Here is a 25063-nt window from a genome sequence, read left to right as displayed (position 1 = left end):
TGTTGGTTGTAGATTGATGATTTATTGAATTTTATCAGATTTTTTTTAATCTAAAAACCAACAACCAATAACTATGAACCAAAAAATTACTATTTTTGTGAAATGCAGGATTCATTTGTACATAAGGGGAAACGTAAAATATTAGTAGATTATCTTAGAACGAAAACCGGAATTTCAGACGAAAAAGTGTTAAAAGCCATAAACGAAGTTCCGCGTCATCTATTTATAGAAAGTATTTTTGAAGATTTTGCTTATGAAGACCGCGCTTTTCCTATTGCAGCAAATCAAACCATTTCTCATCCTTCAACCGTTGCAGAGCAAACAGAACTTCTGGAAGTAAACGAGAAAGAAAAAATTCTCGAAATTGGCACAGGAAGCGGTTATCAGGCTGCCGTTTTAGTGGCAATGAATGCTTGGGTTTATACCGTAGAAAGACAAAAAGATTTGTTCGATTTTTCCCAAAAAAAATTAAGAGAACTGCATCTTCGTCCGAAATTTCAAAGTTTTGGAGATGGTTTTGCGGGCTTGCCTACTTTTGCTCCTTTTGACAAAATTATTGTAACCTGTGGCGCAGAATCTCTGCCAACAGAATTATTAAAACAACTGAAAATTGGTGGTAAAATGGTAATTCCAATGGGGAAAACAGACGAACAAATTCTCTACCGTTTTACCAAAATCTCCGAAACCGAATTTGAAAAAGAAGAATTTGGAATCTATAAATTTGTGCCAATGCTCGGCAGAACCAATAAATAGTTTGCTTCAATTTTAAAGATTTTTATATAATTTTAATATTTGTGAATGTAACTGCAAGTTTTGTTATAAATTTGAGACACAAAATATTACAATTATGATACCTGAAGATAATTTAAAAGAACAAAACCAAAAACTAGAACAGATGAATTATAATTCGTCTGAAGATATTTATAATCAGGATGATAAATTAAGTCTTGATATAGATGGAAACATTGAAAATTCTAATATTGATGACGATATGGAAATGAATTTGGATGTTCCAGGTTCAGAATTAGACAACTCCGAAGAAAAAATAGGCTCCGAAGACGAAGAAAATAATTATTGGAGTTTGGGTGGCGAAAACCACGAAGATTTAGAACAAAGCGAAGATATTTAATACAAAAAAAGGCTTTCTCAAAACGGAGAAAGCCTTTTTTATTTACTCGAAAATTTTTACAGGTTTTTTCTCTTCGTCTATGGCAACCATGGTAAAATCGCCAGAAACGGCTTTTTCTCTTATTTCAGCATACATTTCTTCTACAAAAACCTCAATATTAATTTTTAAACTAGAATTTCCTACATATTTTACTTTTCCGATAAGTTCTACCAAAGTATCTGCTGGAATTGGTTTTTTGAAATCTATTCTGTCGCAACTTACCGTTACAAAAGATTTTCTGGCAAATCTCGTTGCCGTCATAAAAGCTACTTCGTCCATCATTTCCATCACAGTACCACCAAACATTGTTTTGTGGTGATTGGTAATATTCGGGAAAACTACTTTAAAAACATGGGTTTCTGAGGCTTTAATTTTTTCTTCGTAATTCATTCTACTAATTTTGAGTTTGCAAATATACGCCATATCAAGGATTTTTTGAATTTGTAAAATTATCACCGCCCAAGTTCTAATTCATTGGAGAAAATGAGGTTAAATTACCCTAAAAAATCCCTTCGAATTTTCGCCTTCTTTCCAGAGGAAGGAATTTTATTACATTTCATAACAATCTATTTTACAATTTTGAATATCTTTAAAACTTTAAATTATTTCAAATCTCGAATTTCAAACTTCAAATTAAGAAATGACCTTCCAACAACAAATCCAACAAGGAATTCCTACAGAACTTCCGCAAACAAAATCATACGACACAAAAATTAATCATGCGCCAAAACGCAAAGAAATCCTCAACGAAGAAGAGAAAAAGTTAGCGCTAAAGAATGCTTTGCGTTATTTTGAACAAAAATTTCATGCAGAATTATTGCAGGAATTTAAAGAAGAATTAGAGCAATATGGCAGAATTTATATGTACAGATTTCGTCCAGATTACGAAATCTTTGCAAGACCGATTTCAGAATATCCAGGAAATTCGCTTCAAGCAAAAGCGATTCAATTAATGATTCAAAATAATTTGAGTAATGCTGTGGCGCAACATCCTCACGAATTGATTACCTATGGTGGAAATGGTGCTGTTTTTCAAAATTGGGCGCAATATTTATTGACGATGAAATATTTGTCTGAAATGACAAACGAACAAACGTTGGTAATGTATTCTGGGCATCCAATGGGATTGTTTCCAAGTCATAAATATGCTCCAAGAGTAGTGGTGACGAACGGAATGGTGATTCCGAATTACTCAAAACCAGATGATTGGGAAAAATTTAATGCTTTGGGAGTTTCGCAGTACGGACAAATGACGGCGGGAAGTTATATGTACATCGGGCCACAAGGAATTGTGCACGGAACTACAATTACGGTTCTGAATGCTTTCAGAAAAATAAATAAAGAACCAAAAGGAGGTTTATTTGTAACTTCTGGACTTGGTGGAATGTCTGGAGCTCAACCAAAAGCTGGAAATATTGCAGGTTGTGTTACAATAATTGCAGAGGTAAATCCTAAAATTACCAAAATTCGTCACGAACAAAAATGGGTAGATGAAATTCACGAAGATTTAGATGAATTGGTTATAAGAGTAAGAAAAGCACAAGAAAATAACGAAACTGTTTCTTTGGCTTATCTCGGAAATGTGGTAGAAGTTTGGGAAAAATTTGATGAAGAAAATTTAAAAATTGATATAGGAAGCGACCAAACTTCACTTCACAATCCTTGGGCTGGCGGCTATTATCCTGTCGGAATTTCTTTTGAAGAATCTAATAAAATGATGGCAGAAAACCCTGAATTATTTAAAGAAAAAGTACAGGAAAGTTTAAGAAGACACGCTGCTGCAATTAACAAACATACCCAAAAAGGAACATATTTCTTCGATTATGGAAATGCTTTTCTCCTCGAATGTTCCAGAGCTGGAGCCAATGTTCATCTTGATAAAAACGGAAATTTTTGTGCAGTAAGTTTGTCAAAAATGGGTGGCGAAACATTCGCCTATCCGTCTTATGTTCAAGATATTATGGGACCGATGTGTTTTGATTATGGTTTTGGGCCGTTTCGTTGGGTTTGTACTTCAGGAAAACCAGAAGATTTACAAAAAACCGATGAAATCGCTTGCGAAGTTTTAGAAGAAATCATGAAGAATTCTCCAGTGGAAATCCAACAACAAATGCAAGATAACATTACTTGGATTAAAGGCGCGCAGGAAAATAATTTGGTGGTGGGTTCACAAGCTAGAATTCTCTACGCCGATGCCGAAGGAAGAATGAAAATTGCAGAAAAATTCAACCAAGCCATTAAAAATGGAGAAATTGAAGCGGTAGTTTTAGGACGAGACCATCACGATGTTTCGGGAACAGATTCTCCGTATCGTGAGACTTCTAATATCTACGACGGAAGCCGTTTTACCGCAGATATGGCGATTCAAAATGTAATTGGTGACAGTTTCCGAGGGGCAACTTGGGTTTCTATTCACAATGGAGGTGGCGTTGGTTGGGGAGAAGTAATTAACGGAGGTTTCGGGATGCTTTTGGATGGTTCTGAAGATGCAGACAGAAGATTAAAATCTATGCTTTTTTGGGACGTAAACAACGGAATTTCCCGCAGAAGCTGGGCAAGAAACGAAGGTGCAATTTTTGCGATAAAACGTGCAATGCAAGCAGAACCGAATTTGAAAGTGACGTTGCCGAATTTTGTGGATGAGAGTCTTTTTTAAGTGAAAATTGAAAATTGAAAGTGGAAAATTTTCTCTCGCTGATTTTACTTATTAAACAGATTTTTCGTTCCGTAGGAACGATAGGTGTGTAGAATAATATAACCATAAAAAATAGGCGTTCCGTAGGAATGCAACGTGAAAATGAATATTCATAACCAATTTAGCTTTAATTATTTTATTGTTTTTACAGTCATTCTTTTGGTTGTGAATCTGTTGATTTTTAAATTCAAAAAAAGAAGTTGGAGAGAATTGTTCAATTGGAAATTGATTTTATTGGCTTTTATTTTTACTTTTTTGGGATTATTTTATTCTGAATTATCTCATTCAAATGATTGGATTGTAAAAACTTATGGTTTTCCAAGATATTTTTATTTAACAAAAAAACCTTTTGGAGAACCAATTTGTGTTGAATTTTTTATTCAAGAATTTAAATATTTAAATTTCATTCAAGACTTTCTTTTCTGTTTCTTGTCTTTAAATTTGATGATATTAATATTTAAAAAACCTTTAAAGTAAAACTCCCACTCATTCGTCTTTAGAAAAAATAAACCTATGAATTTACAAGAAGTTTTAGAATTTCGTCGTTCGGTAAGAGTGTATGACGAGGCTCAGAAAATAGATACAGAAGTGGTGAAAAAATGCTTGGCACTTTCTACTTTAGCGCCTAGTTCGTCTAATATGCAACTCTACGAATTTTACCATATTACAAATCCCGAAACGTTGAAAAAACTTTCGGTGGCTTGTCTAGACCAAACGGCAGCTTCTACAGCTCAGGAATTGGTGGTTTTTGTGGTGAGACAAGATTTGTACAAAAAACGTTCTCAAGAAGTTCTAAGTTTCGAAAGAGAAAATATACGCAGAAATAGCCCTGCAGAAAGACAAGAAAAACGCATCAAAGACCGCGAAATGTATTACGGAAAGATTATTCCGTTTTTGTATGCCAGATTTTTTGGAGTTTTAGGTTTTGTAAGAAAATTAATTGCTGTTCCGGTGAGTTTTTTCAGACCCATGGTATTGCAAGTTTCTGAAAATGATGCCAGAATTGTGGCGCACAAAAGTTGCGGTTTGGCTGCTCAAACCTTTATGGTTGCAATGGCAAACGAAGAATACGACACTTGTCCTATGGAAGGATTTGACAGCAAAAGAGTGAAAAATATTTTGAATTTGCCGAGTGGTGCAGAAATTAATATGGTGATTTCTTGCGGAAAAAGAAAAGGCAACGAAGGTATTTGGGGCGACCGTTATAGAGTTCCTTTTGAGGAAGTTTATAAAAGAATTTAATTGTTTACATTTGGAATTCTAATAGCTTATAAAAATATGAAAAAATTAGAATTTACCATCGAGATTAATGCTTCTAAAGAAAACGTTTGGGATGCACTTTGGATAGATGAAAATTATAGAAATTGGACTTCGGTTTTTCATGAAGGTTCTTATTATGAATCCGATTTGGCTGAAGGTAGCGAAATACTTTTTCTAGGACCAGAAAAGAGCGGAATGTTTGCCGTAATACAGAAAATGGTTCTTTTTGAGAAAATGTATTTTCTGCATCAAGGAGAAATTCTAAACGGCGAAAAGCAAGAAGGAACATTTGGCGAAAATGCAATAGAACAATATGATTTAGCCGAAAAAGACGGGAAAACAGAACTCTCAGTAACTTTAAATGCTCCAGAAGAATACATGAGCTATTTTGTGAATACTTTCCCAAAAGCTTTAGAAAAAGTAAAAGAAATTTCCGAAAAATAGATGTTAAACTTCTTAAAAGTGAGAAGTTTTTTTTGAGATAAATGATTAAAAGCTATATTGTTCTATGCTGGCGCAAGCATCTTGCTCATGCCCTTTGGATAAGACGAAAACTTAGTTATTATGTGCAGTACATTTTGTAATATTCCGCAATTCTTTTGTTTCTTTTATTCATTAATTCAATTGTGTGATTTTTGTATTGTTTATATTCGTTAATATTTTGTGGTAGAGGTGAACGGACAAAATTGTCAAATGGAATTGAAAATTGAATTTCATATTTTTCGTTTACAAAGTCTTGTAGTATAAAAAAATCTATATAATTTTTAAAATCTACAAAAAGTTTAAAAAAATCCTCATAATTTAAAAGTGTATCATAGAGCGGACTTGTTTCATTAAGATAAAACCTGCGAATGCATTCTAAAGTTAAGTCAAATCTATCGCAAATTTCTCTTGCTTGATTAATTGTGAATCCATTTTTCTTATGAGCAGGGAAGAGAATATGCCCACCAACTGTGCGAACTTTTTCTTTTAGTTCTTCCATTTCAAATTTAGTAAGCCAATCATTACATTTTAAGTTATATTTTCCATCAAAATGAGGGCACATTCTGTCACTAGATAAATTTGCACATAATTTATTTTTTAAAACAATTCTTCCATATTTTCCGCCTAACATAAGAATTTCAAACTCAAATATTTTTTCATTCGGTAATATTTTGTTCCATAAAATTTTGTGATTTTCATAAAGTTTTTGACTGTCATTGTCTGGGTCTCCACATTCACTATCTTTTCTAAAGTCAAAATTCACATCAATCATTTCTTTAAATTTTTAACGAATTCTTTAGCGGTCATTTTTTTGAAAGCTTATAGGTGAACCCAAATATACAAACAATTCAAATCTTTTCAAAAAATACATAACCATCATAAAATCAATAATAAAAACGTTTGTAAACGTTTATAAACGGATATAAATGGTTAGTTACCGACTAATTTTTGCTATTCCTCACAAATTTGCATCAGAGATTCGAGGGAATTACAGAACGTCTCGTTTCTAGTGTTTAATTTAAAATTTTAATATTATGTCTTTAAGAAACAAAGTGACACTTATTGGTCACACCGGAAAAGAAGTTGAAATCGTAAATTTCGAAAAAGGAATGAAAGCTACCGTTTCCCTAGCCACCAACGATTATTATACCAATTCTCTTGGCGAAAAAGTAGAAGAAACGCAATGGCACAATTTGGTGGCATTTGGTAAAACTGCTGAAATTATGCAAAAATACGTGCAAAAAGGTAAAGAAATTGCCGTAGAAGGTAAACTTACGTATAGAACCTACGACGACAAAGACGGACAAAAACGCTACATCACCGAAATTAGAGTAGAAGAGTTGGTGCTTTTGGGGACTAAATAATTCAGAAAATGTAAATGATGAAAAAGTCTTGTCGGATTTTGGCAAGACTTTTTTGTTATTTTCTGAGGAATGAGAGTTTTATTTTTGAGAAGTTTTTTTAGAACTTATATCGTTCAAAATCCAGTTCAGTTGTACATCTTTCTTTTGAAGAACTTCTTCTAACGTAGGGATAATTTCTACATTTGGCGTAACACCTTTCATAGTGTTGCTAAATTCAATATTCGGTTGAATAAGGAAAAGTCCAATCGGGAGTTTCATTTTAGAATTGGGAAGTTTTTGTGTGGTGTAAATTCCGGCAACGGTTCCGTCGTTTGCGCCACCCGTTTCTTCGCCTACAAGAGTTGCCAAATGGTCTGCTTTTAATTTTGCAGAAATAACAGAAGATGCCGAAAAACTGCTTCCGTTAATCAAAACATAGGTTTCGCCATTGTAAGCGTTGGTTTTTGGTTTTTTTGAAGGAAATAAATCTTTTATGTAGAATTTTCCATCTTTCTTTTTGGTGCTAATTACCGAAAACATCATATAAAGTGGATACGAAATAATCCCCAATGGTTTGGTAAAAGTAGGGAAATTGCTGAGGTAATCGGTAGAAAGAATAGAAGTGCGGCTGCTTACTTCTATGTCTTTGATGAATTTGAATTTTTCTTTAGCAAAATAAGTGTAAAGATTGTTGATTTCAGCCAAAGAACCGCCCAAATTATCCCGAATATCAATAATTAAATACTTCGTTTTAGCTTTTTTTAAAGTGGCAAAAGTTTCCTTGTAAAACTTTTTGGAGTAAGTTCCAGAGAAAGATTTAATCTTGATATACGCCACAGAACTGTCTTTTGCTAAAAATTGTAAATTTCTGTTGAAACTTTTTGTAATTGGGTTGTAACCTTTGGTTTTCTTTTCTTGCGTAAGTTTTTGGTCTTGTTTTTCTTTTTTCTTCTCGGTTTTGGTTTTTGTTTCTCTTTTTAAAACTAAGGTTTGTATGCTGTCTTTTTGTTTGGTTTCTATTTTTACGCTGTCTAAAATTCCGTATTCTAAAGTGAAATAAGTATTAAATCTTCTTGCTAAAGAATATTTTTGGTAAGTGGTATTGTAGCCATCACTGGTAACCAAAGGTCTGTATTTATTAAGAATTTCAGCCACAGGAACATTGTTAATTTTTAACAATTCTGTGCCTACTTTTAGGTTTCCTACATTTTCTGCATTATCTTTTAGATAAAGGTGATTGTCTTGTATCACATAATTAAATCTGTTTAATAATCCTTTTTGGTTTTTTAGTTTTTTTGTTTCCTTTTTGGTGAGTTTTTTTTCTAAAGGGACCAATCTAAGGTGCCCTTCTCTCACATCAGCAATAATGGGAGCTAATTTCAGGTAAAATTCGCTGGGTTTTAAAGGTTGTTTGATGGTTTGTTTTAAACTGTCAAATTTATAATCTAACTGATTTTTAGTGATATACCAATAAAGATTGGGGTGAAATTTTTGCAATTTTTTGTTGGCAAAATCTACATCTTGTTTTAACTTTACAGAAGGTATAGGTTCTTCTAATTTTTTATTAAACTCTTTTACAGAGGTACAAGAGACCAACAAAAGAGAGACGAGTACGTGGGAAAATTTCTTCATGATGAATAATTACTCTCAAAAATAGGGAAAATTTAGAAGATTTTGTTGTATAAGAAAATACAAAATCAATTTTCAATAGATTGTTTGTATTGATTTTTATTTAGTTGATATGTTTTATCTATAATTCGTATCAATTCTTTGATTCTAAAAATTAATTTAATGAAGATAACTTCTTTTAATTTTGGCAAAAAATATTAACAACAAATTTTATATTATGAGCACATCAGAACAAGGAAAATGTCCTTTCCCTCATCACAATTTGCCTGTTGAAGATACTAATTCTCATGCTTCAACTTCTGGAAAATGCCCTGTAATTCATGGTGGATTAACTTCTAATAACGAATCGGTAATGGATTGGTGGCCTAATGCACTTAATCTAGATATTTTGTCTCAGCACGATACCAAAACAAATCCGCTAGGAGAAGATTTTAATTACGCCGAAGAATTTAAAAAATTAGATTTAGAAGCGGTTAAAAATGATATTAAAACGTTATTAACAGATAGCCAAGAATGGTGGCCTGCAGATTGGGGCAACTATGTAGGTATGTTTGTTCGTACAGCTTGGCATTTGGCAGGAAGTTATAGGTCTATGGACGGAAGAGGTGGTGCTAATACAGGTAACCAACGTTTTGCTCCGCTTAATTCTTGGCCAGATAATGTGAATACAGATAAAGGACGTCGTCTTTTGTGGCCTATTAAAAAGAAATATGGAAATAAAATTTCTTGGGGAGATTTAATTGTTCTTGCAGGTACTGTTGCTTATGAAGCAGTAGGTCTTAAAACTTTCGGTTTTGGTGGCGGTAGATTAGATATTTGGGCACCTGAGAAAGATGTATATTGGGGCTCTGAGAAAAAATGGTTAGATGCTACAGAAAATCGTTATCATGATGACCAAAATCGTGATTCTCTAGAAAATCCTTTAGCGGCAGTGCAAATGGGATTAATCTATGTAAATCCTGAAGGTGTTGATGGTAATCCAGACCCATTGAAAACCGCTCACGATATGCGTGTAACGTTCAGCAGAATGGGAATGAATGACGAAGAAACGGTTGCGTTAACAGTTGGTGGACATACCGTAGGAAAAGCGCACGGAAACGGCGATGCTTCTAAATTAGGACCAGACCCAGAAGCGGCAGAGGTGTTTGAGCAAGGTTTGGGATGGCACAATCCTGAAGGTTCTGGAAATGCAGGAAATACCATTGTTTCAGGAATTGAAGGCGCTTGGACTACACATCCTACAAAATGGGACAACGAATTTCTTACACTACTTTTCAAATACGATTGGCAATTAACAAAATCGCCAGCAGGTGCTCATCAATACGAACCTGTAAATATTTCTGATGAAGACAAACCTGTTGATGCTCACAATCCTAATGTGAAAAGAAATCCAATGATGACGGATGCTGATATGGCAATTAAAGTAGACCCAGGTTTTAGAGCAATTGCTGAAAGATTCTTACATAATCCTGATGAATTGGCGGATGTTTTTGCAAGAGCTTGGTTCAAACTTACTCATAGAGATTTAGGTCCTAAATCTAGATATCTAGGTGCTGATGTTCCGGCAGAAGATTTAATTTGGCAAGACCCAATTCCTGCTGTTGATTATACGCTGTCTGAATCTGAAATCGCAGATTTAAAACAAACTTTATTAAATGCTGGATTAACAAGAACAGAATTAATTAATACTGCTTGGGATTCAGCTAGAACTTATCGTGGTTCTGATTACAGAGGTGGTGCTAATGGCGCAAGAATTAGGTTAGAACCTCAAAGAAGTTGGGTAGCCAACGAACCTGAAAGATTGAATAAAGTTTTATCTAAATTAGAAGAAATTCAAGCTAAATTACCTAAAAAAGTATCTATTGCAGACTTAATCGTTTTGGGAGGTACAGCAGCAGTAGAGCAAGCAGCTTACGAAGCTGGAGTTGAAATCACTGTTCCTTTCTTCGCAGGTAGAGGAGATGCTACACAAGAACAAACGGATGTAGAATCTTTCGAATTTTTAGAAACCATTCATGATGGATTTAGAAATTTCACCAAACATAATTACGCTGTAAAAGCTGAAGAATTATTATTAGATAGAACTCAGTTGATGGGACTTACTGCTCCTGAAATGGTGGTTTTAATTGGCGGAATGAGAGTTTTAGGTACCAATTTCGGAGGTTCGCTTCATGGTGTTTTTACAGATAAAGTAGGTGTTTTAAGCAACGATTTCTTTGTGAATTTAACGGATATGAACAACAAATGGATTCCTACAGCAGAAAATCAATATAATATTGTTGACCGAAAATCTGGAGCTACCAAATGGACGGCAACAAGAGTAGATTTGGTTTTCGGGTCTAATTCTATTTTAAGGTCTTACGCTGAGGTATATGCACAAGACGATAACAAAGAAAAATTTGTAAAAGATTTTGTAAAAGCTTGGTCTAAAGTAATGAATGCAGACCGATACGATTTGAAATAATTGTTATAAATTTTGTTTTTAAAGTCCTTCAAAGTAGATGCTTTGGAGGATTTTTTATTAGATGTTGTAACATTTTTTTTATTTTTATACTAACTCCTTAGAAAGAAGAAAATGGTAAACCTACAACAAGAATTTTTAGAAAAAATAGAAAATCATAAAGGCATGATTTTCAAAATTTCTAAAATGTATGTAGATAACCAACAAGATAGAGAAGATTTGTATCAGGAAATTGTCTTCCAATTGTGGAAATCTTACCAGAAATTCGAAGGCAAAAGTCAGTTTTCTACATGGTTATACCGAGTAAGTCTTAATACGGCGCTTACTTTTTTGAAAACCGAAAAAAGAAAGCCAGACAATGGTTTTTTATACGAAAATCTAGACGTAGCCGAAGAAGAAACTCATCAGAAAGAAATTCAAATAGATTTTCTTTACAAAGCAGTGCAAGAACTCAATCCTATAGAAAAAGCTTTGATTTTCTTGTTTTTAGAAGGTCAAAATCACAAAGAAATTTCTCAAAACTTAGGAATTAGCGAAATAAACGCGCGCGTGAAACTCAACAGAACGAAAGAAAAATTACAACAAATCATAAAAAAATACGGTTATGAATTTTGATGAATTACAAAAACAATGGCAAAATGAAGAGGTTTCGGCACCCGAAATTTCTTTAGACCATCAGCATAAAATAAACAATCCTTTAGAAAAAATTAGACGAAACATGAAAATGGAATTTTGGTATTCCATTGTGAGTTATGTATTGATAATTGCTGTTTTTTTTCCTTTTATCATTAAAAACGAAGACCGTTTTATCATCATTTTTCTAATTTTATTGGGAATTGGAATTACAGCTTATTACTTTGCTAAATTTTTTAAGTTGTACCAAATTATTTCAAAAGTAAACCTCACTACCAATTATCATTTGTTGAATTTAAGAAGCGAATTGGTGATTCATAAAGAGTTGTATAAATCGTATTACATTGCTTTTATTCCGATTTTAGTTTGTGTTTTATTGGTTTCAACTCATTTTACATTGAGAAATCAAACGCAAATTTTAATCTTTAGTTTTAGCTTCTTTTTTACGTGTTTTTTCTTGTATATCGTTGGTAAAATTTGGCTCAAAGAATTGTACGGAAAGTACATCAACGAAATTTCGTCTCTTATCCAAAGTTTAAACGAAGACGATACTTTTGATGTGGACAGAAAAATCCTCAATATTGATTATAATTTTAAAAATCCATTATATTTTAAATCAAAAGTGTTTTTTGAAAAGAAATTCGGAGACAAAGGATTGCAAATTAATTTTTTAATTTGGATGGTTATTTCTTTTATCATTTTATTTATTCTATCTGGATTGGTGGGATTTGCAGCAGGTTATTTTGGCGCGAAATATAACGTTCTAGATGCAAAAGAACTTTTTGGGAAATAAAAAACAAATAATATGAAAACAAGAAATGAAGTTGATAAGTTGCTAAAATATTTTTCCTTGAAAATTATTTTTTTGATAATTTTTTTAGCGTTTACATTATATCATTTAGGATATGAATTCGGGAAATTTTTATATTACATTACTCATTAATTTTTAATCATTAACAGATGAACGGAAAATTAAAATTAAAACTTACTAGAAGAGCTTTGTTTAAGAATAACCGATATGAGGTATTTTTAGATGATATATTTATAGGAAGTTTAGATAAAAGAACTCCAAAATTGGATTATATAACAAGTTTAGGAAATCATAAGATTGTAATTAAAAGTGATTATTCTGTGGTAGAAAAGCATTTTGACTTAAACTCAGAAAAACCAATATTGCCAGTAGGAATTAAAGAGAGTTATTTTTGGAGTCCTGCAAATGAAAAATTAGAAAAGGCAATTAAAGGATTTCTTATAGGTTTTTTAATTGTTTATGCTTTTGTTATTTGTTTTTCTTTATTTTTTAAAGAGATACAGTTTAACTTTACATTGACGGTTCCTTTTATAATACTAGTGTCTTTAAGTTCACTTTTTAATAAAAAGAATCAGTTTGATATTTGTTTTAATTAATTTTTTACGTTGAATAAAAAGCTATTCAATACTAATTTTTTATAGTTATAAGGATTTAGTTTTATCTTTAAAATATAAAAACTCCCGAAATTTCGGGAGTTCTATTTATAGTCTAAAATTTATAATCTTATAGCGCATCTACAATTGCATTAAGTGTAGCAGATGGTCTCATAGCAGCATAAGTTTTTGCTTCGTTGGGTCTGTAATAACCTTCGATGTTTTGAGCAGAACCTTGTGCCGCAATTAATTCTTCATTAATTTTTGCTTCATTTTCTTGCATTGCTTTTGCTACAGGAGCAAATTTAGCCGCAATTTCAGTATCTTTTGTTTGAGCAGCCAAAGCTTCAGCCCAATAAGTTGCCAAATAGAAATGAGAACCTCTATTGTCTATTCCTCCAATTTTTCTTGCAGGAGATTTGTCATTTGCTAAGAATTTAGCGTTCGCTTCGTCTAAAGCATCTGCCAAAATTTGAGCTTTCTGGTTTCCTTGAGTTTGAGCCAAATGCTCTAAAGAGGCTTGAAGTGCCAAAAATTCACCCAAAGAATCCCATCTTAAATATCCTTCTTCTATAAATTGTTCGATGTGTTTTGGTGCAGAACCACCAGCGCCAGTTTCGAATAAACCACCACCATTCATCAACGGTACAATAGAAAGCATTTTTGCAGAAGTTCCTAGTTCTAGAATTGGGAAAAGGTCTGTTAAATAATCTCTCAAAACGTTTCCAGAACAAGAAATGGTATCTTTACCTTCTCTTGCTCTTTTTAAAGTTTCCGTCATAGCGTCTTTTACATCCAAAATTCTGATGTCTAGACCTGTAGTGTCGTAATCTTTAAGATATTTTTCTACTTTTTTGATGATTTCAGCATCGTGAGCTCTTCCTTTGTCTAGCCAGAAAATAGCAGGTGTATCAGATAATCTTGCTCTGTTTACCGCCAATTTTACCCAATCTTGAATTGGAGCATCTTTAGTTTGACACATTCTGAAAATATCACCATTTTCTACTTTTTGAGAAAGAAGAATATTTCCGTTTTCGTCTTCAACATTCACTACACCTTCTCCAGAAATTTGGAAAGTCTTGTCGTGAGAACCATATTCTTCAGCTTTTTGAGCCATCAATCCAACGTTAGGAACAGAACCCATCGTTGTAGGGTCTAGTTTTCCGTTCGCTTTCATATCATCAATACAAGCTTGGTAAAAACCAGCATAAGAACGGTCTGGGATGATACAAACCGTATCTTCTTCTTTCCCTTCTTTGTTCCACATTTTACCGCCACCTCGTATTAGCGCTGCCATAGAAGCATCTACAATAATATCACTTGGAACGTGGAAGTTGGTAATTCCTTTGTCCGAATTTACCATAGCAACTCTTGGTCTGTTTTCTAGTGCTTTTTCTAGGTCTGCTTTAATCTCTGCTTCCTGAGGAATGCCTGCAATTTTATCGTATAAATTTGCTAAACCATTGTTTGGGTTAATATCTAAAGATTTGAAAGTTTCTGCATATTTTTGAAAAACTTCACTAAAGAAAGTTTCTACAATTGCCCCGAAAATAATAGGGTCTGAAACCTTCATCATAGTAGCTTTAAGATGTGCAGAAAGCAATACATTTCTATTTTTAGCTTCTGCAATCGCATCTTTAACGAAAGATTTCAAAGCATTAAGATTCATTACAGAAGAATCTATCACTTCGCCAGCTTTTAAAGGAGCAAAATCTTTCAATAATTTTTCAGAATCATCATTTCCTTTGAAAACGATTTTGTATTTCGTAGCATTTTCTAGAGTGGTAGAAGTTTCAGTACCATAGAAATCTCCATTGTTCATGTGTGCAACGTCTGTTTTGCTGTCAGATGCCCAATTTCCCATTCTATGAGGATTTGCTTTTGCGTAGTTTTTCACTGCTTTTGGGGCACGTCTGTCTGAGTTTCCTTCTCTAAGAACTGGGTTTACAGCACTTCCCAAAACTTTTGCATATTTAGTTTTAATAGCTTTTTCGTCTTCAGTTTTTGGTTCTGCAGGATAATTAGGAATCGCAAATCCTTTAGCTTTCAATTCTGAAATAGCAGCTTCTAACTGAGGAATAGAAGCAGAAATATTAGGCAATTTAATAATATTAGCTTCTGGTTTTGTTGCCAATTCTCCCAATTCTGCTAAAGCATCACCAATTTTTTGGTCTTCTTTTAAAAATTCCGGGAAATTAGCTAAAATTCTTCCAGAAAGAGAGATGTCTGGAACAGCAATCTCAATATCTGCAGATTGAGTAAAAGCCTTTACAATTGGCAAAAAAGAATGAGTTGCCAACATAGGAGCTTCATCTGTAAGGGTGTAATAAATTTTAGATAAAGACATTTATTTTTCAGTTTTTATTTGTTAAAAATTAAGAAGTTAGCAAATTTAGGGATTTTTATAGAAATTATGAAACGAATCAATTTATAAATACATTATTTCTTTTCCATTTAAAAATAATATCTTTGACTAAGATTAAAATAAAAAAAACATGGCAAGTATTACATTACAAGGAAATGAAATTCATACCACAGGAAACCTTCCTGAAGTAGGTTCTGTAGCTCAAAACTTCACATTGGTAGCAGAAGATTTATCAGAAAAATCTCTTTCTGATTTTGCTGGAAAAAAAGTAGTTCTTAATATTTTTCCAAGTATTGATACTGGAGTTTGCGCTGCTTCTGCAAGACATTTTAATGCAGATTTAAATTCTTTAGAAAATACAGTAGTTCTTAATATTTCTAAAGATTTACCTTTTGCTTTGGGTAGATTTTGCGCTGCTGAAGGTCTTAAAAATGTGATTAATCTTTCAGATTTTAGAAGCAATTTTGGCGAAACTTATGGTTTAACCATTACAGATTCTCCACTTAAAGGTTTATTAAGCAGAGCAGTAATTGTTTTGGACGAAAACGGTACCGTAAAATATACCGAACAAGTGCCAGAAATTGCTCAAGAACCAAACTATGCAGCTGCTTTAGAAGCAGTTAAATAATAGCAATTTGTAATTTTTTAATAGAAGCGTACTTTTTTTGAGTACGCTTTTTTTATCTTTGGTAAAACTTAAAAATATTTTGTGATGAGAAATTTATTGTTTTTATCCTTGGCTTTCTTCGTGTTTTCTTGCAAACAAAACGAAGAAAAAGTAATAATCTCGGAAAGTAATTCTGCAAATAACGAAAAAGTTGCCAAAGAACTTTTTGTACATTTCAATAATCACGATTGGCAAAAAATGGCAGATTTGTACATCGAAAATGCAGAATTTAAAGAACCTGCTTCTGGTATGGTTGCTCAAAAAAAATTGAAAACGCAAATTGTAAAAGAATATACCGCATTGCAGCAACAGTTTGGTGATGTAAAAGATTCTGTAGTTGCTGTTTATCCTTCGGGTGATAAAAACGTAATTGTAGAATTTGTAGCGTCTGGAACTTTGCCAGATAAATCCAGATTTCAATTGCCTATTTGTACCATTTTTACCATAGAAAACGGAAAAATAACCAAAGATTACACCTATTTTGATAATTCTAAATAAAATATAACCTCTAACTTCTAATTTTTAACTTCTAACTTTAAAATGGAACCATTAATAGTAAACACAACCATCAATTCACCAATAGAAAAAGTTTGGGACTTTTTTACCAAAGCAGAACATATCGTTCACTGGAATTTTGCCCACGAAAGTTGGCATTGTCCAAGAGCTGAAAATAATCTGGAAGTTGGTGGAGAATTTTTCTACACAATGGCTGCAAAAGACAAATCGGCAAGTTTTGTTTTTCATGGAACGTACACCGAAATTATTCCGCTTCAAAAAATAGAATATTTTATAGAAGATGGCAGAAAAGTGGAAATATTTTTTAATGAAATTGACGAAAATACTACCGAAATTTTCGAGCGTTTCGAACCTGAACAAATTAATGCTATAGAAATGCAAGAACAAGGTTGGCAAAGCATTTTGAATCAATTTAAAAATTATATGGAAGGAAACTTGTAGGTTTCCTTTTTTTTGTTGCAAATAAATTTTCCCTATTTTTGTCCTCAATCAATCATTCATCATCCATTGAAAGACTATTATTATTTTCTCGGGATTAAGCCAAACGCTTCGGAAGACGAAATAAAAAAAGCGTACCGAAAATTGTCTTTCAAATATCATCCTGATAAAAACGAAAATGATGAGTTTTTTACCGAGCGTTTCAGAGAAATTCAAGAAGCTTATGAAACGTTAATTGATGCCGAAAGACGCAAGATTTATGACCAAAGTTATGGCCAGTTTCAAAGAAGTTACAAATCTGTTTTGCCTCCAAAAATTAAAAATTTTAATGCCAGTACAATTAGAGCCAAAAAAGGCGACGAGATTACCATCTATTGGCAAACGTATGATGCTGATTTTGTGAAAATTACTCCTTTTGGATTAGAAAAATCGCAAGGCGAAAGAAAATTCAGAATAAAGGAATTTGACAAAGAAGGTAAATTTCAAATTATTTTACACGCTACCAATACTTTTCTACACAAAACTGCGGTGCAAGGTATTACCATTTCTGAAATTTTAAATGATGAAAAATTAGAAAAAAATACAGAATTTGTAACGCCTAAAACGTCATCTGAAACAATTTCTAAACGAAAAAAGCAATCAAAAAAATGGTTCGTTTTTTTGATGCTTCTCATTATTGCAGCACTTGCAATTTATTTTTCTGAGAAATAGATAATCTCATAGTATCATAGATAATTGAATGCTTAAAGCAAGAGAAAAGAAATTTTCTTTAAAATTCTAAATTTGAGCATTACACAAAGTTTTCGTATTTTTACAAACCTAATAAAAGTAAAAAATCAACACGTATTAAATCTATGAACACACAGCAGTTTGTGAATCGTCACATTAATCTAAATGATGCTGATAGAAGAGCAATGCTAAGTAAAATTGGCGTTTCTTCTATTGATGAACTTATCTCTCAAACCATTCCAGATGCCATCCGTCTTACCAAAGATTTGGATATTCCAGAAGCACTTTCAGAATACGAAATGCTTCAACGCTCTAAGGAATTGGCAGAGAAAAATTTAGATTACGACACCTACATTGGTTTTGGATATCACAATAGTATTTTGCCTAGTGCCATCCAAAGAAATATTTTAGAAAATCCTAGCTGGTACACGGCTTATACACCATATCAGGCAGAGATTGCACAAGGCAGATTAGAAGCTTTGCTTAATTATCAAACGTTAATTACCAATCTTACAGGTTTTGTCCTTGCCAACGCTTCTTTGCTAGACGAATCTACTGCGGCTTCAGAAGCGATGAACATGTTCTTCAGCAATAGAACAAAAGACCAGAAAAAAGCCGAAGCGAATAAATTTTTTGTTTCAGAATTGGTTTTGCCTCAAACAATTGCCGTTCTTACTACAAAAGCTGAAGGTCTTGGCATTGAAATCGTTATTGGAGACCACGAAACATTCTCAGCAGATGCTTCTTTCTTTGGTGCTTTATTGCAATATCCAGGCAAAAACGGAATTGTTTTAGATTATACAGAGTTCATTAAAAATGTAAAATCTCAAAATCTTCAAGTTGCCGTAGCTTGTGACCCTTTGGCTTTGGTTAAATTAAAATCTCCTGCAGAAATGGGAGCAGATTGTGCCGTAGGAACTTCTCAAAGATTTGGTATTCCTCTAGGTTATGGTGGTCCTCACGCTGCTTTTTTTGCATGTAAAGAAGATTATAAAAGGGATATACCGGGAAGAATTATTGGGATTTCTCAGGATATGTATGGCAAACGTGCCTTAAGAATGGCTTTACAGACAAGAGAACAGCATATAAAACGTGAAAAAGCAACTTCTAATATCTGTACTGCGCAAGTTCTTTTGGCAGTAATGGCGAGTATGTATGCGGTATATCACGGTAAAGCTGGATTAGAATTTATTGCAGACCAAATTCATTACAAAACCAATGCTCTAAGAGATGCTCTTCAAATTTTAGGATACGAAATTGTAAAAGACCCTGTTTTTGATACAGTGAAAATTAAATTTTCAGAATCTGAAAAATTGAATTTAAAAAGATTTTTAATTGACCATAAAATTAACCTAAACTATTTCTCAGAAGGTATTGTAAGTATTTCTTTAAATGAAACTACTACTATCGACAAGATTAATAAATTGGTTGATTCTCTTGCTCATTACAAACAAAAACAAGGTTTTAAATTGACTCTGAAAGAAGAGTATTCTATTCCTCAAGAATTATTGAGAAAAGACGAGATTTTAAAAGAAGAAGTTTTCAATAAATATCATACAGAGACAGATTTAATGCGCTACATCAAGCGTTTAGAAAGAAAAGACCTTAGTCTTACCCATTCTATGATTTCTCTTGGTTCTTGTACAATGAAACTGAATGCTGCTACCGAAATGATTCCGCTTTCTTGGGAAAATTGGGGCGCTATTCATCCTTTTGTTCCTGTAGAACAAGCTCAAGGTTACCAAAGATTAATTCAGTCGTTAGAGAAATATTTAGCCGAAATTACAGGTTTCGAAGGAACTTCTCTTCAGCCAAATTCTGGTGCACAAGGAGAATATTCTGGGTTAATGGTGATTAGAGCATATCAAAAATCTATCGGACAAGGACACCGAAATATCTGCCTTATTCCTCAATCTGCACATGGTACCAACCCTGCTTCTGCAGTAATTGCTGGTTTAAAAGTAGTAGTAGTGAAAAATCTTGAAAATGGAGAAATTGATTTTGAAGATTTAAAAGCTAAAGTAGAAGAACATAAAGACAATTTATCTGCTTTAATGATTACGTATCCTTCTACTTATGGTTTCTTTGATGCTAACGTAAAAGAAATTACCAATCTTATTCATGATAATGGCGGACAAGTTTATATGGACGGTGCGAATATGAATGCACAAGTTGGTTTTACTTCTCCGGGAAATATTGGTGCAGATGTTTGTCACCTTAATTTACACAAAACTTTTGCGATTCCTCACGGTGGTGGTGGACCTGGTGTTGGGCCAATCTGTGCAGCGAAGCATTTAGTTCCTTTCTTGCCAAAAAATCCTAACATCCCAACGGGTGGCGAAAATGGAATTGATGCGGTTTCTGCGGCACCTTATGGTTCTGCTTTAGTTCTCAATATTTCTTATGCTTACATCAAAATGTTAGGTGCTGAAGGTCTTAAAAAATCTACAGAATATGCAATTTTGAATGCTAATTATTTAAAAGAAGTATTAGCAGAACATTTCCCAATTTTATATGCTAACCAAAGCGGTAGAGTAGCTCACGAATGTATTGTAGATTTCCGTCAGTTTAAACCTCTAGGAATAGAAGTGGCAGATGTTGCAAAAAGATTAATGGATTATGGTTTCCATGCGCCTACAGTGAGTTTCCCTGTTGCGGGTACATTAATGATAGAGCCTACAGAATCTGAATCTAAAGAAGAACTAGACCGTTTTGCAGAAGCTTTAATTTCTATAAAATCTGAAATTGAAGAAATTGCTGAAGGTAAAGCTGATGCTCATAACAATGTATTGAAAAATGCACCGCACACAGAGCAAGTAGTAATTTCTGATGCTTGGGACAAACCTTACAGCAGAGAAAAAGCTGCTTATCCGTTAGAATGGGTGAGAACACACAAATTCTTTGCTTCGGTGTCTAGAATTGAAGAAGCTTACGGAGATAGAAACTTAGTTTGTACTTGTGAGCCTATTGAATCTTATCAATAAGAATTTTTAAACTTTATATACAAAAAGTCGCTGAACTCTTAATTCAGCGACTTTTTTGTTTTGATTAATCATTCTAAATTTGTCATACTGAGCGAAATAGAACTCTCTATATTTCAATTAATTTTTTAGTAAACAAAACTACATCTTTCCAGTTTGTGTATTCAATTTCGGTTTTAGAATTTGTTGGGCCTTTCGTCATTACCATAATTAATTTAATCATGATTCTATCTAAAAACGAATATTTTTTATAATCTAATTTTCCTGCAAAAACTTTACAAATCGTTGGTTTCCATGGTATAGAATTAAGAAATTTTACCAAATAAGGATTGGTTTCTGGACTGCTTTTTTCTGGCTTTCGGGCAACTAAATTCACCGATACAAATGCTGTAATTTTAGAATTTAATAACTCAAAATTCTCTTGTACCAATTGGATAATAGAAGGGTGGTGTTTGCCATATCTAATGCTAGACGCAATTATTATTTTATCAGAAGATTGAAGTTTTTCGACAGCGTTTCTCAGTCCGTCAATGCTGAAAATTTCTACAGATTGCTTGCTCTTGATGAAAGCTTTATTCATGTAACTGCAAATTTTCTTTGTTTGTCCGTCAATCGAAGAATAGATAATAATTGTTTTTGCTGCCATTTTATTTTTTTTAGAAGTTTTTTTCTAATTTCAGGCAAGACCTGCGAAATTTATAAAATTGATTTTCCCGGTAGAAAGATTTAATGATATTCTAATGTTACATTTTCCTCCGTCCATCATAGAGATTTCATAATATTGATAGTTAGAAAGCGTATGTTGGTCTTTACAAAAAAAATGAACAAAGACAATAACCTCATTTTTTTCATTTTTTTCGGCTACAATTTGTTTCAAATAAGAACTGTAATTGTTTAGATTTTTGTTTTTCTTGATTTGAGAACTTAAGATGGCTTCAATTTTTTTTAAATCGTTGTTATTCAGGTCGTAATTAGAGTTGTTGTTTTCCTCATTTATTCTGTTGTATTTTTTGTAAAATGTGAAAACAGCGTAGTTTTTAAATTGATTAAAGTCTATATTGTTTTTTACAAATAGCGAAGTTTTTTCAATTTTCATTCTATAAGGATAGTCGTCACTATCAATAAATTCAACAAATCCGTTTTTTAAGACTGCTGTTTTTGCATTGTTAAAACTAAATCCGAAAGGAGTAAATTGAATAGTATCGTTTTTAATTTGAACTTTTCCTTCAAATTTTTCCAACTTACTATGGTCAGGTTCTATTGTATTTTGGGTAAAAAGATAGGTGCTGTCTTTGTATATTTTAAACGTTTCATTAATTTTATTTAAATAGGTATTTTCATATACTGCAACTAATAAAGTTTCTTTTTCAGAGGGTTTGTTTTCAAGTTTAAAACAACTTAAAATTGTTGTTAATAATATAAAGGAAAGAACTTTTAGTAAGTTTTTCATCGCTTTAGTGTGTATTAGTTTTACAATGAAGCTAATTTACAAAAATCCTTTCTAATTTATTTGTTTTTTCTTTGCAGGAATTCCTATTAATAATACTAAAGCGCAGAATTGCATAATAGTTTGTAATAGATTGAGAGTGCCTAAAACGGGGTTGAATAGAAAATTAATAAATAAACCTGGAATACTTATACTTACCAATCCCAAAATGAATAGAATGATAAATAAGTATTTGGCTATTTCATTTCCCTTTTCAATAAAATATCCTATTAAAAACAAAGAACCTATAATAAAAATTGCAATAACAATGGAGAAAGTTGTGTTGAAGTTTTCGTAATCCCAAATAATGTTTCCAATTCCTATTAATGCAGATATATTGATAAACAGTGTGGCTTTTTTATAATTGGGATGAATTTCTACAATTTCGTTATTTTTTTCGTTGGCAATTAATCCATTATAAGTTTTAGTTTCTTCATCGTTTAATAATCTTCCTCTTGTCTGAAGAATTTCAAAAGCATAAATTTTAGCCAAATCAATAAATTTGCTTTCGGGTTTTATATAGTCTTCTAACTCTTGATTCGTTTTTTGTTCTAAAATTCTTTTATTGACAGTCATTTTTTTTATGATTTCTTTTGAAGCTAATTTACAAAATTCCCTTTTAAATAAGCTTTTTTTTTTTTTTTTTCGCTGTTAAAAAGAACTGAAAAGTGAGTTTTAATTTCATTTTAATGTGCTAAATCATTAATTTTCCTCAAAAAGGACTAATTTCGCATAGATTTTAAGAAAAGACTAGCGCTTTTCAGTTCAATTTTTTTATTTATGACAGTTATAACGTTTACACTAATCGTTTTGGTAGGTTCTATTGCTGCCGGAGTTATTGGTTCGCTTTCAGGTTTAGGAGGAGGTATCGTGGTCATTCCACTTTTGTCAATTGTGTTGGGAGTAGATTTGCATTACGCCATTGGTGCAGCTTTGGTGTCGGTAATCGCTACTTCTTCGGGTTCTGCTGCAGCGTATGTAAGAGAAGGGGTTGCCAATATGAGATTGGGGATGTTTCTGGAGATTGCAACTACTCTTGGAGCTGTAGGAGGTGCGCTTATTTCTACGATGGCACCAGGTTCAATTATTGCAGTGATTTTCGGGTTGGCTTTAATTTTTTCAGCAATTAATTCTATTAGAAAAAAAGAAGAACATATTGTACAAAATTCTAGCCTTCTTGCAGAAAAATTAAAATTGCCTTCTCAGTATCCAGTTAAAAAAGGAGAATGGGTAAAATATGGCACCAAAAACGTGATTGGTGGTTTTAGCATGATGGGACTTGCAGGGATGCTTTCTGGGATGCTAGGGATAGGTTCTGGAGCTTTTAAAGTAATTGCGATGGATACCATTATGAAAATTCCTTTTAAAGTTTCTACCACTACCAGTAACTTTATGATGGGAGTTACCGCTTTAGCAAGTTGCGTTATCTACGTACAAAAAGGTTATATCGTGCCAGATATTTGTTTGCCTGTGATGATTGGCGTTTTAACGGGTGCTATGATTGGTTCTAAAATTCTGATGGCGACAGACCCTAAAAAGCTGCGTATTTTCTTTGCATTCGTTATCTTTTTCTTGGCTGCGAATATGATTTATAATGGTTTAAACGGAAAATTTTAAGATGAATATTACAGATAAAGATTTACAAAAAATTATTGGTGCCGTACTGAAATATGGTGTGTTAACAGTATTAACTATTGGGATTTTTGGAGGTCTAATTTACTTATTCGGGCATCAACAAGACATGGTGCATTATTCAGTTTTTAAAGAAAACGACCAAAATTTCTTCCAAGTAGTGAAGTCTATTTTTGTAGGAGTTAGCCATTTTGACGGAAGATCTATCATTTACTTGGCGGTTTTAATTTTGTTTTGTACACCTTTTTTAAGACTTTTGTTGTCTCTTTTTTCTTTTATTTTAGAAAAAGATAAACTCTACATTCTTATCACTTGCATTGTACTTGCGATTATTGTGATGAGTGTTACATTAGGATTCTCACATTAATGTTTTTGGTTTATTGAGATTTTGAAAAGATTCTTGCTACAACACGAGAAAAAGTCCTACTATAAATGAGAACCCTGAGCGAAGTCGAAAGTTTTTTTATCTCGTATCCTTCGGACAAGACGAAGCCCTGGTTGTTAGCTATAGTTTTTTAATCATCAATATACCATTTTTTTGTATCAGAACGGTAAACTTTATATTGCCAAAAATCATCATAATATCTTATTTTATAAGCATTTCCAAAAACTGTATTATGTTCATATTGAATTTCAGAAATATAAAGGCCATTTATTATTTTCGGGAATTTGACTTGTTTTTTTTCTGGATATTTACTTGTTTTATTTTTGTAATCATCAATTTTAACAATTAAATTCTCAACTCTTTTCTTATTAAATTCTTTTTGAAGATTTATAGCAACTATTCCAATTAGTAAAGAAAAAGTACTTATTCCTATAATTTTAAGGAAAAATATTTTGAGCTTAGTTTTTTTTATAGCATCAATAATACTAATTACAAACAAAGTCAAAATTAGTAAAGAAAAAAAACTGAAATTTATGAGAATTGCAATAGAAGTATTTGTTGCAGTAGTAAAGAATACAGCTAAGAAAATGAAAATTAGAATAAAAATATTATTTTTTTTGCGGTTCATTTTTATAAACTTCTGACTAACGTTAAAATTAATTATGGTCTTCATTAGTCAGGTCAAATTTAGTGTTTTGTTTTTTAATTCTTTTAATGATTGCGATTTTTCTTTTTTCGTCTTCTGCTCTCCGAAGTTTGTAACTTCGGAGTAAATAAATAAAAATGGT

Annotated in this window: 25 protein-coding genes; 17 read left to right on the top strand and 8 right to left on the bottom strand. The window is 32.5% G+C overall.

Translation table 11 applies throughout. The features are described from left to right. Positions 1–102: 102 nt before the first annotated feature. Positions 103–753, top strand: a complete 651-nt coding sequence (locus QM746_RS12610) for a protein-L-isoaspartate(D-aspartate) O-methyltransferase (protein WP_414984552.1) — start codon at positions 103–105, stop codon at positions 751–753. A 94-nt stretch (positions 754–847) separates the two neighbouring features. After that, entirely contained in the window at positions 848–1129 is a 282-nt protein-coding gene (locus QM746_RS12605) for a hypothetical protein (protein WP_414984551.1), read from the top strand. Positions 1130–1171: 42 nt separating this feature from the next. Here the strand turns inward: QM746_RS12605 and QM746_RS12600 are convergent, their stop codons facing one another. Beyond that, on the bottom strand, positions 1172–1558 hold the full coding sequence (locus tag QM746_RS12600) for an acyl-CoA thioesterase (protein ID WP_374361849.1): 387 nt from the start codon (positions 1556–1558) through the stop codon (positions 1172–1174). A gap of 250 nt (positions 1559–1808) precedes the next feature. Here QM746_RS12600 and QM746_RS12595 point away from each other — a divergent pair, with 250 nt between their 5' ends. The 3 genes from QM746_RS12595 to QM746_RS12585 all read left to right on the top strand — a co-directional run bounded on the left by QM746_RS12595 (position 1809) and on the right by QM746_RS12585 (position 5567). Continuing rightward, positions 1809–3824 carry a urocanate hydratase gene (locus QM746_RS12595; RefSeq protein ID WP_414984550.1) on the top strand — a complete coding sequence of 672 codons (2016 nt, stop codon included), beginning with the start codon at positions 1809–1811 and terminating at the stop codon, positions 3822–3824. Between the two features lie 552 nt (positions 3825–4376). Then, the gene (locus tag QM746_RS12590; protein WP_414984549.1) at positions 4377–5105 is read left to right on the top strand and encodes a nitroreductase family protein; all 729 of its coding nucleotides are present in this window, start codon (positions 4377–4379) and stop codon (positions 5103–5105) included. Positions 5106–5141: 36 nt separating this feature from the next. After that, entirely contained in the window at positions 5142–5567 is a 426-nt protein-coding gene (locus tag QM746_RS12585; protein ID WP_414984548.1) for an SRPBCC family protein, read from the top strand. Between the two features lie 118 nt (positions 5568–5685). Here the strand turns inward: QM746_RS12585 and QM746_RS12580 are convergent, their stop codons facing one another. Further along, positions 5686–6378, bottom strand: coding sequence for a DUF6994 family protein (locus QM746_RS12580; RefSeq protein WP_414984547.1), 693 nt, complete (start codon positions 6376–6378; stop codon positions 5686–5688). A 262-nt stretch (positions 6379–6640) separates the two neighbouring features. Between QM746_RS12580 and QM746_RS12575 the strand changes: the two genes are divergently transcribed. Further along, positions 6641–6970 carry a single-stranded DNA-binding protein gene (locus tag QM746_RS12575; RefSeq protein WP_374360019.1) on the top strand — a complete coding sequence of 110 codons (330 nt, stop codon included), beginning with the start codon at positions 6641–6643 and terminating at the stop codon, positions 6968–6970. Between the two features lie 78 nt (positions 6971–7048). On the opposite strand, the gene QM746_RS12570 is transcribed toward QM746_RS12575, so the two are convergent. Then, positions 7049–8581: a S41 family peptidase gene (locus tag QM746_RS12570; RefSeq protein WP_414984546.1), complete on the bottom strand. Its 1533-nt coding sequence runs from the start codon at positions 8579–8581 to the stop codon at positions 7049–7051. Positions 8582–8795: 214 nt separating this feature from the next. On the opposite strand from QM746_RS12570, the gene katG reads away from it, so the two are divergent. From katG to QM746_RS12550, 4 genes are all read left to right on the top strand, one after another. Further along, on the top strand, positions 8796–11042 hold the full coding sequence (gene katG, locus QM746_RS12565; protein WP_414984545.1) for a catalase/peroxidase HPI: 2247 nt from the start codon (positions 8796–8798) through the stop codon (positions 11040–11042). Between the two features lie 111 nt (positions 11043–11153). Then, positions 11154–11654: an RNA polymerase sigma factor gene (locus QM746_RS12560; RefSeq protein WP_374360013.1), complete on the top strand. Its 501-nt coding sequence runs from the start codon at positions 11154–11156 to the stop codon at positions 11652–11654. After that, positions 11644–12465, top strand: coding sequence for a hypothetical protein (locus tag QM746_RS12555; RefSeq protein WP_414984544.1), 822 nt, complete (start codon positions 11644–11646; stop codon positions 12463–12465). The genes QM746_RS12560 and QM746_RS12555 overlap by 11 nt, the downstream gene beginning before the upstream one ends. A 167-nt stretch (positions 12466–12632) precedes the next feature. Continuing rightward, positions 12633–13079, top strand: coding sequence for a hypothetical protein (locus QM746_RS12550; protein ID WP_414984543.1), 447 nt, complete (start codon positions 12633–12635; stop codon positions 13077–13079). A 127-nt stretch (positions 13080–13206) separates the two neighbouring features. On the opposite strand, the gene QM746_RS12545 is transcribed toward QM746_RS12550, so the two are convergent. After that, the gene (locus tag QM746_RS12545) at positions 13207–15423 is read right to left on the bottom strand and encodes an NADP-dependent isocitrate dehydrogenase (protein ID WP_414984542.1); all 2217 of its coding nucleotides are present in this window, start codon (positions 15421–15423) and stop codon (positions 13207–13209) included. A 148-nt stretch (positions 15424–15571) separates the two neighbouring features. Between QM746_RS12545 and tpx the strand changes: the two genes are divergently transcribed. The 5 genes from tpx to gcvP all read left to right on the top strand — a co-directional run bounded on the left by tpx (position 15572) and on the right by gcvP (position 20775). Next, on the top strand, positions 15572–16069 hold the full coding sequence (gene tpx / locus QM746_RS12540) for a thiol peroxidase (RefSeq protein ID WP_374360005.1): 498 nt from the start codon (positions 15572–15574) through the stop codon (positions 16067–16069). Between the two features lie 84 nt (positions 16070–16153). Then, entirely contained in the window at positions 16154–16606 is a 453-nt protein-coding gene (locus tag QM746_RS12535) for a nuclear transport factor 2 family protein (protein ID WP_414984541.1), read from the top strand. 42 nt (positions 16607–16648) lie between these two features. Then, positions 16649–17065, top strand: coding sequence for an SRPBCC domain-containing protein (locus QM746_RS12530; protein WP_414984540.1), 417 nt, complete (start codon positions 16649–16651; stop codon positions 17063–17065). Positions 17066–17131: 66 nt separating this feature from the next. Continuing rightward, positions 17132–17773: a J domain-containing protein gene (locus QM746_RS12525; protein ID WP_414984539.1), complete on the top strand. Its 642-nt coding sequence runs from the start codon at positions 17132–17134 to the stop codon at positions 17771–17773. Positions 17774–17916: 143 nt separating this feature from the next. After that, complete coding sequence (gene gcvP / locus QM746_RS12520) at positions 17917–20775, top strand: aminomethyl-transferring glycine dehydrogenase (protein ID WP_414984538.1); 2859 nt, start codon at positions 17917–17919, stop codon at positions 20773–20775. 106 nt (positions 20776–20881) lie between these two features. Here gcvP and hemG read toward each other — a convergent pair whose 3' ends face one another. Genes hemG through QM746_RS12505 form a run of 3 tightly spaced genes read right to left on the bottom strand, consistent with a single transcriptional unit; the run spans position 20882 to position 22834 of the window. After that, on the bottom strand, positions 20882–21418 hold the full coding sequence (hemG, locus tag QM746_RS12515) for a menaquinone-dependent protoporphyrinogen IX dehydrogenase (protein ID WP_374359995.1): 537 nt from the start codon (positions 21416–21418) through the stop codon (positions 20882–20884). 30 nt (positions 21419–21448) lie between these two features. Next, complete coding sequence (locus QM746_RS12510; RefSeq protein ID WP_414984537.1) at positions 21449–22222, bottom strand: hypothetical protein; 774 nt, start codon at positions 22220–22222, stop codon at positions 21449–21451. A gap of 51 nt (positions 22223–22273) precedes the next feature. Continuing rightward, a complete protein-coding gene (locus QM746_RS12505) occupies positions 22274–22834 on the bottom strand; it encodes a hypothetical protein (RefSeq protein ID WP_414984536.1) in 561 nt (186 codons plus the stop codon). Positions 22835–23038: 204 nt separating this feature from the next. Here QM746_RS12505 and QM746_RS12500 point away from each other — a divergent pair, with 204 nt between their 5' ends. Then, the gene (locus QM746_RS12500; RefSeq protein WP_374359992.1) at positions 23039–23875 is read left to right on the top strand and encodes a sulfite exporter TauE/SafE family protein; all 837 of its coding nucleotides are present in this window, start codon (positions 23039–23041) and stop codon (positions 23873–23875) included. A 1-nt stretch (position 23876) separates the two neighbouring features. Then, positions 23877–24257 carry a DUF1634 domain-containing protein gene (locus tag QM746_RS12495; protein WP_414984535.1) on the top strand — a complete coding sequence of 127 codons (381 nt, stop codon included), beginning with the start codon at positions 23877–23879 and terminating at the stop codon, positions 24255–24257. 148 nt (positions 24258–24405) lie between these two features. On the opposite strand, the gene QM746_RS12490 is transcribed toward QM746_RS12495, so the two are convergent. Then, entirely contained in the window at positions 24406–24903 is a 498-nt protein-coding gene (locus tag QM746_RS12490; RefSeq protein ID WP_414984534.1) for a hypothetical protein, read from the bottom strand. Positions 24904–25063: the final 160 nt, after the last annotated feature.

Origin of the sequence: Cloacibacterium sp., from assembly GCF_047601505.1 — a bacterium.
Taxonomy (GTDB): Bacteria; Bacteroidota; Bacteroidia; order Flavobacteriales; family Weeksellaceae; genus Cloacibacterium.
The sequence above is the reverse complement of the archived record's forward strand: the minus strand, read 5'-3'. Positions and strand labels throughout refer to the sequence as shown.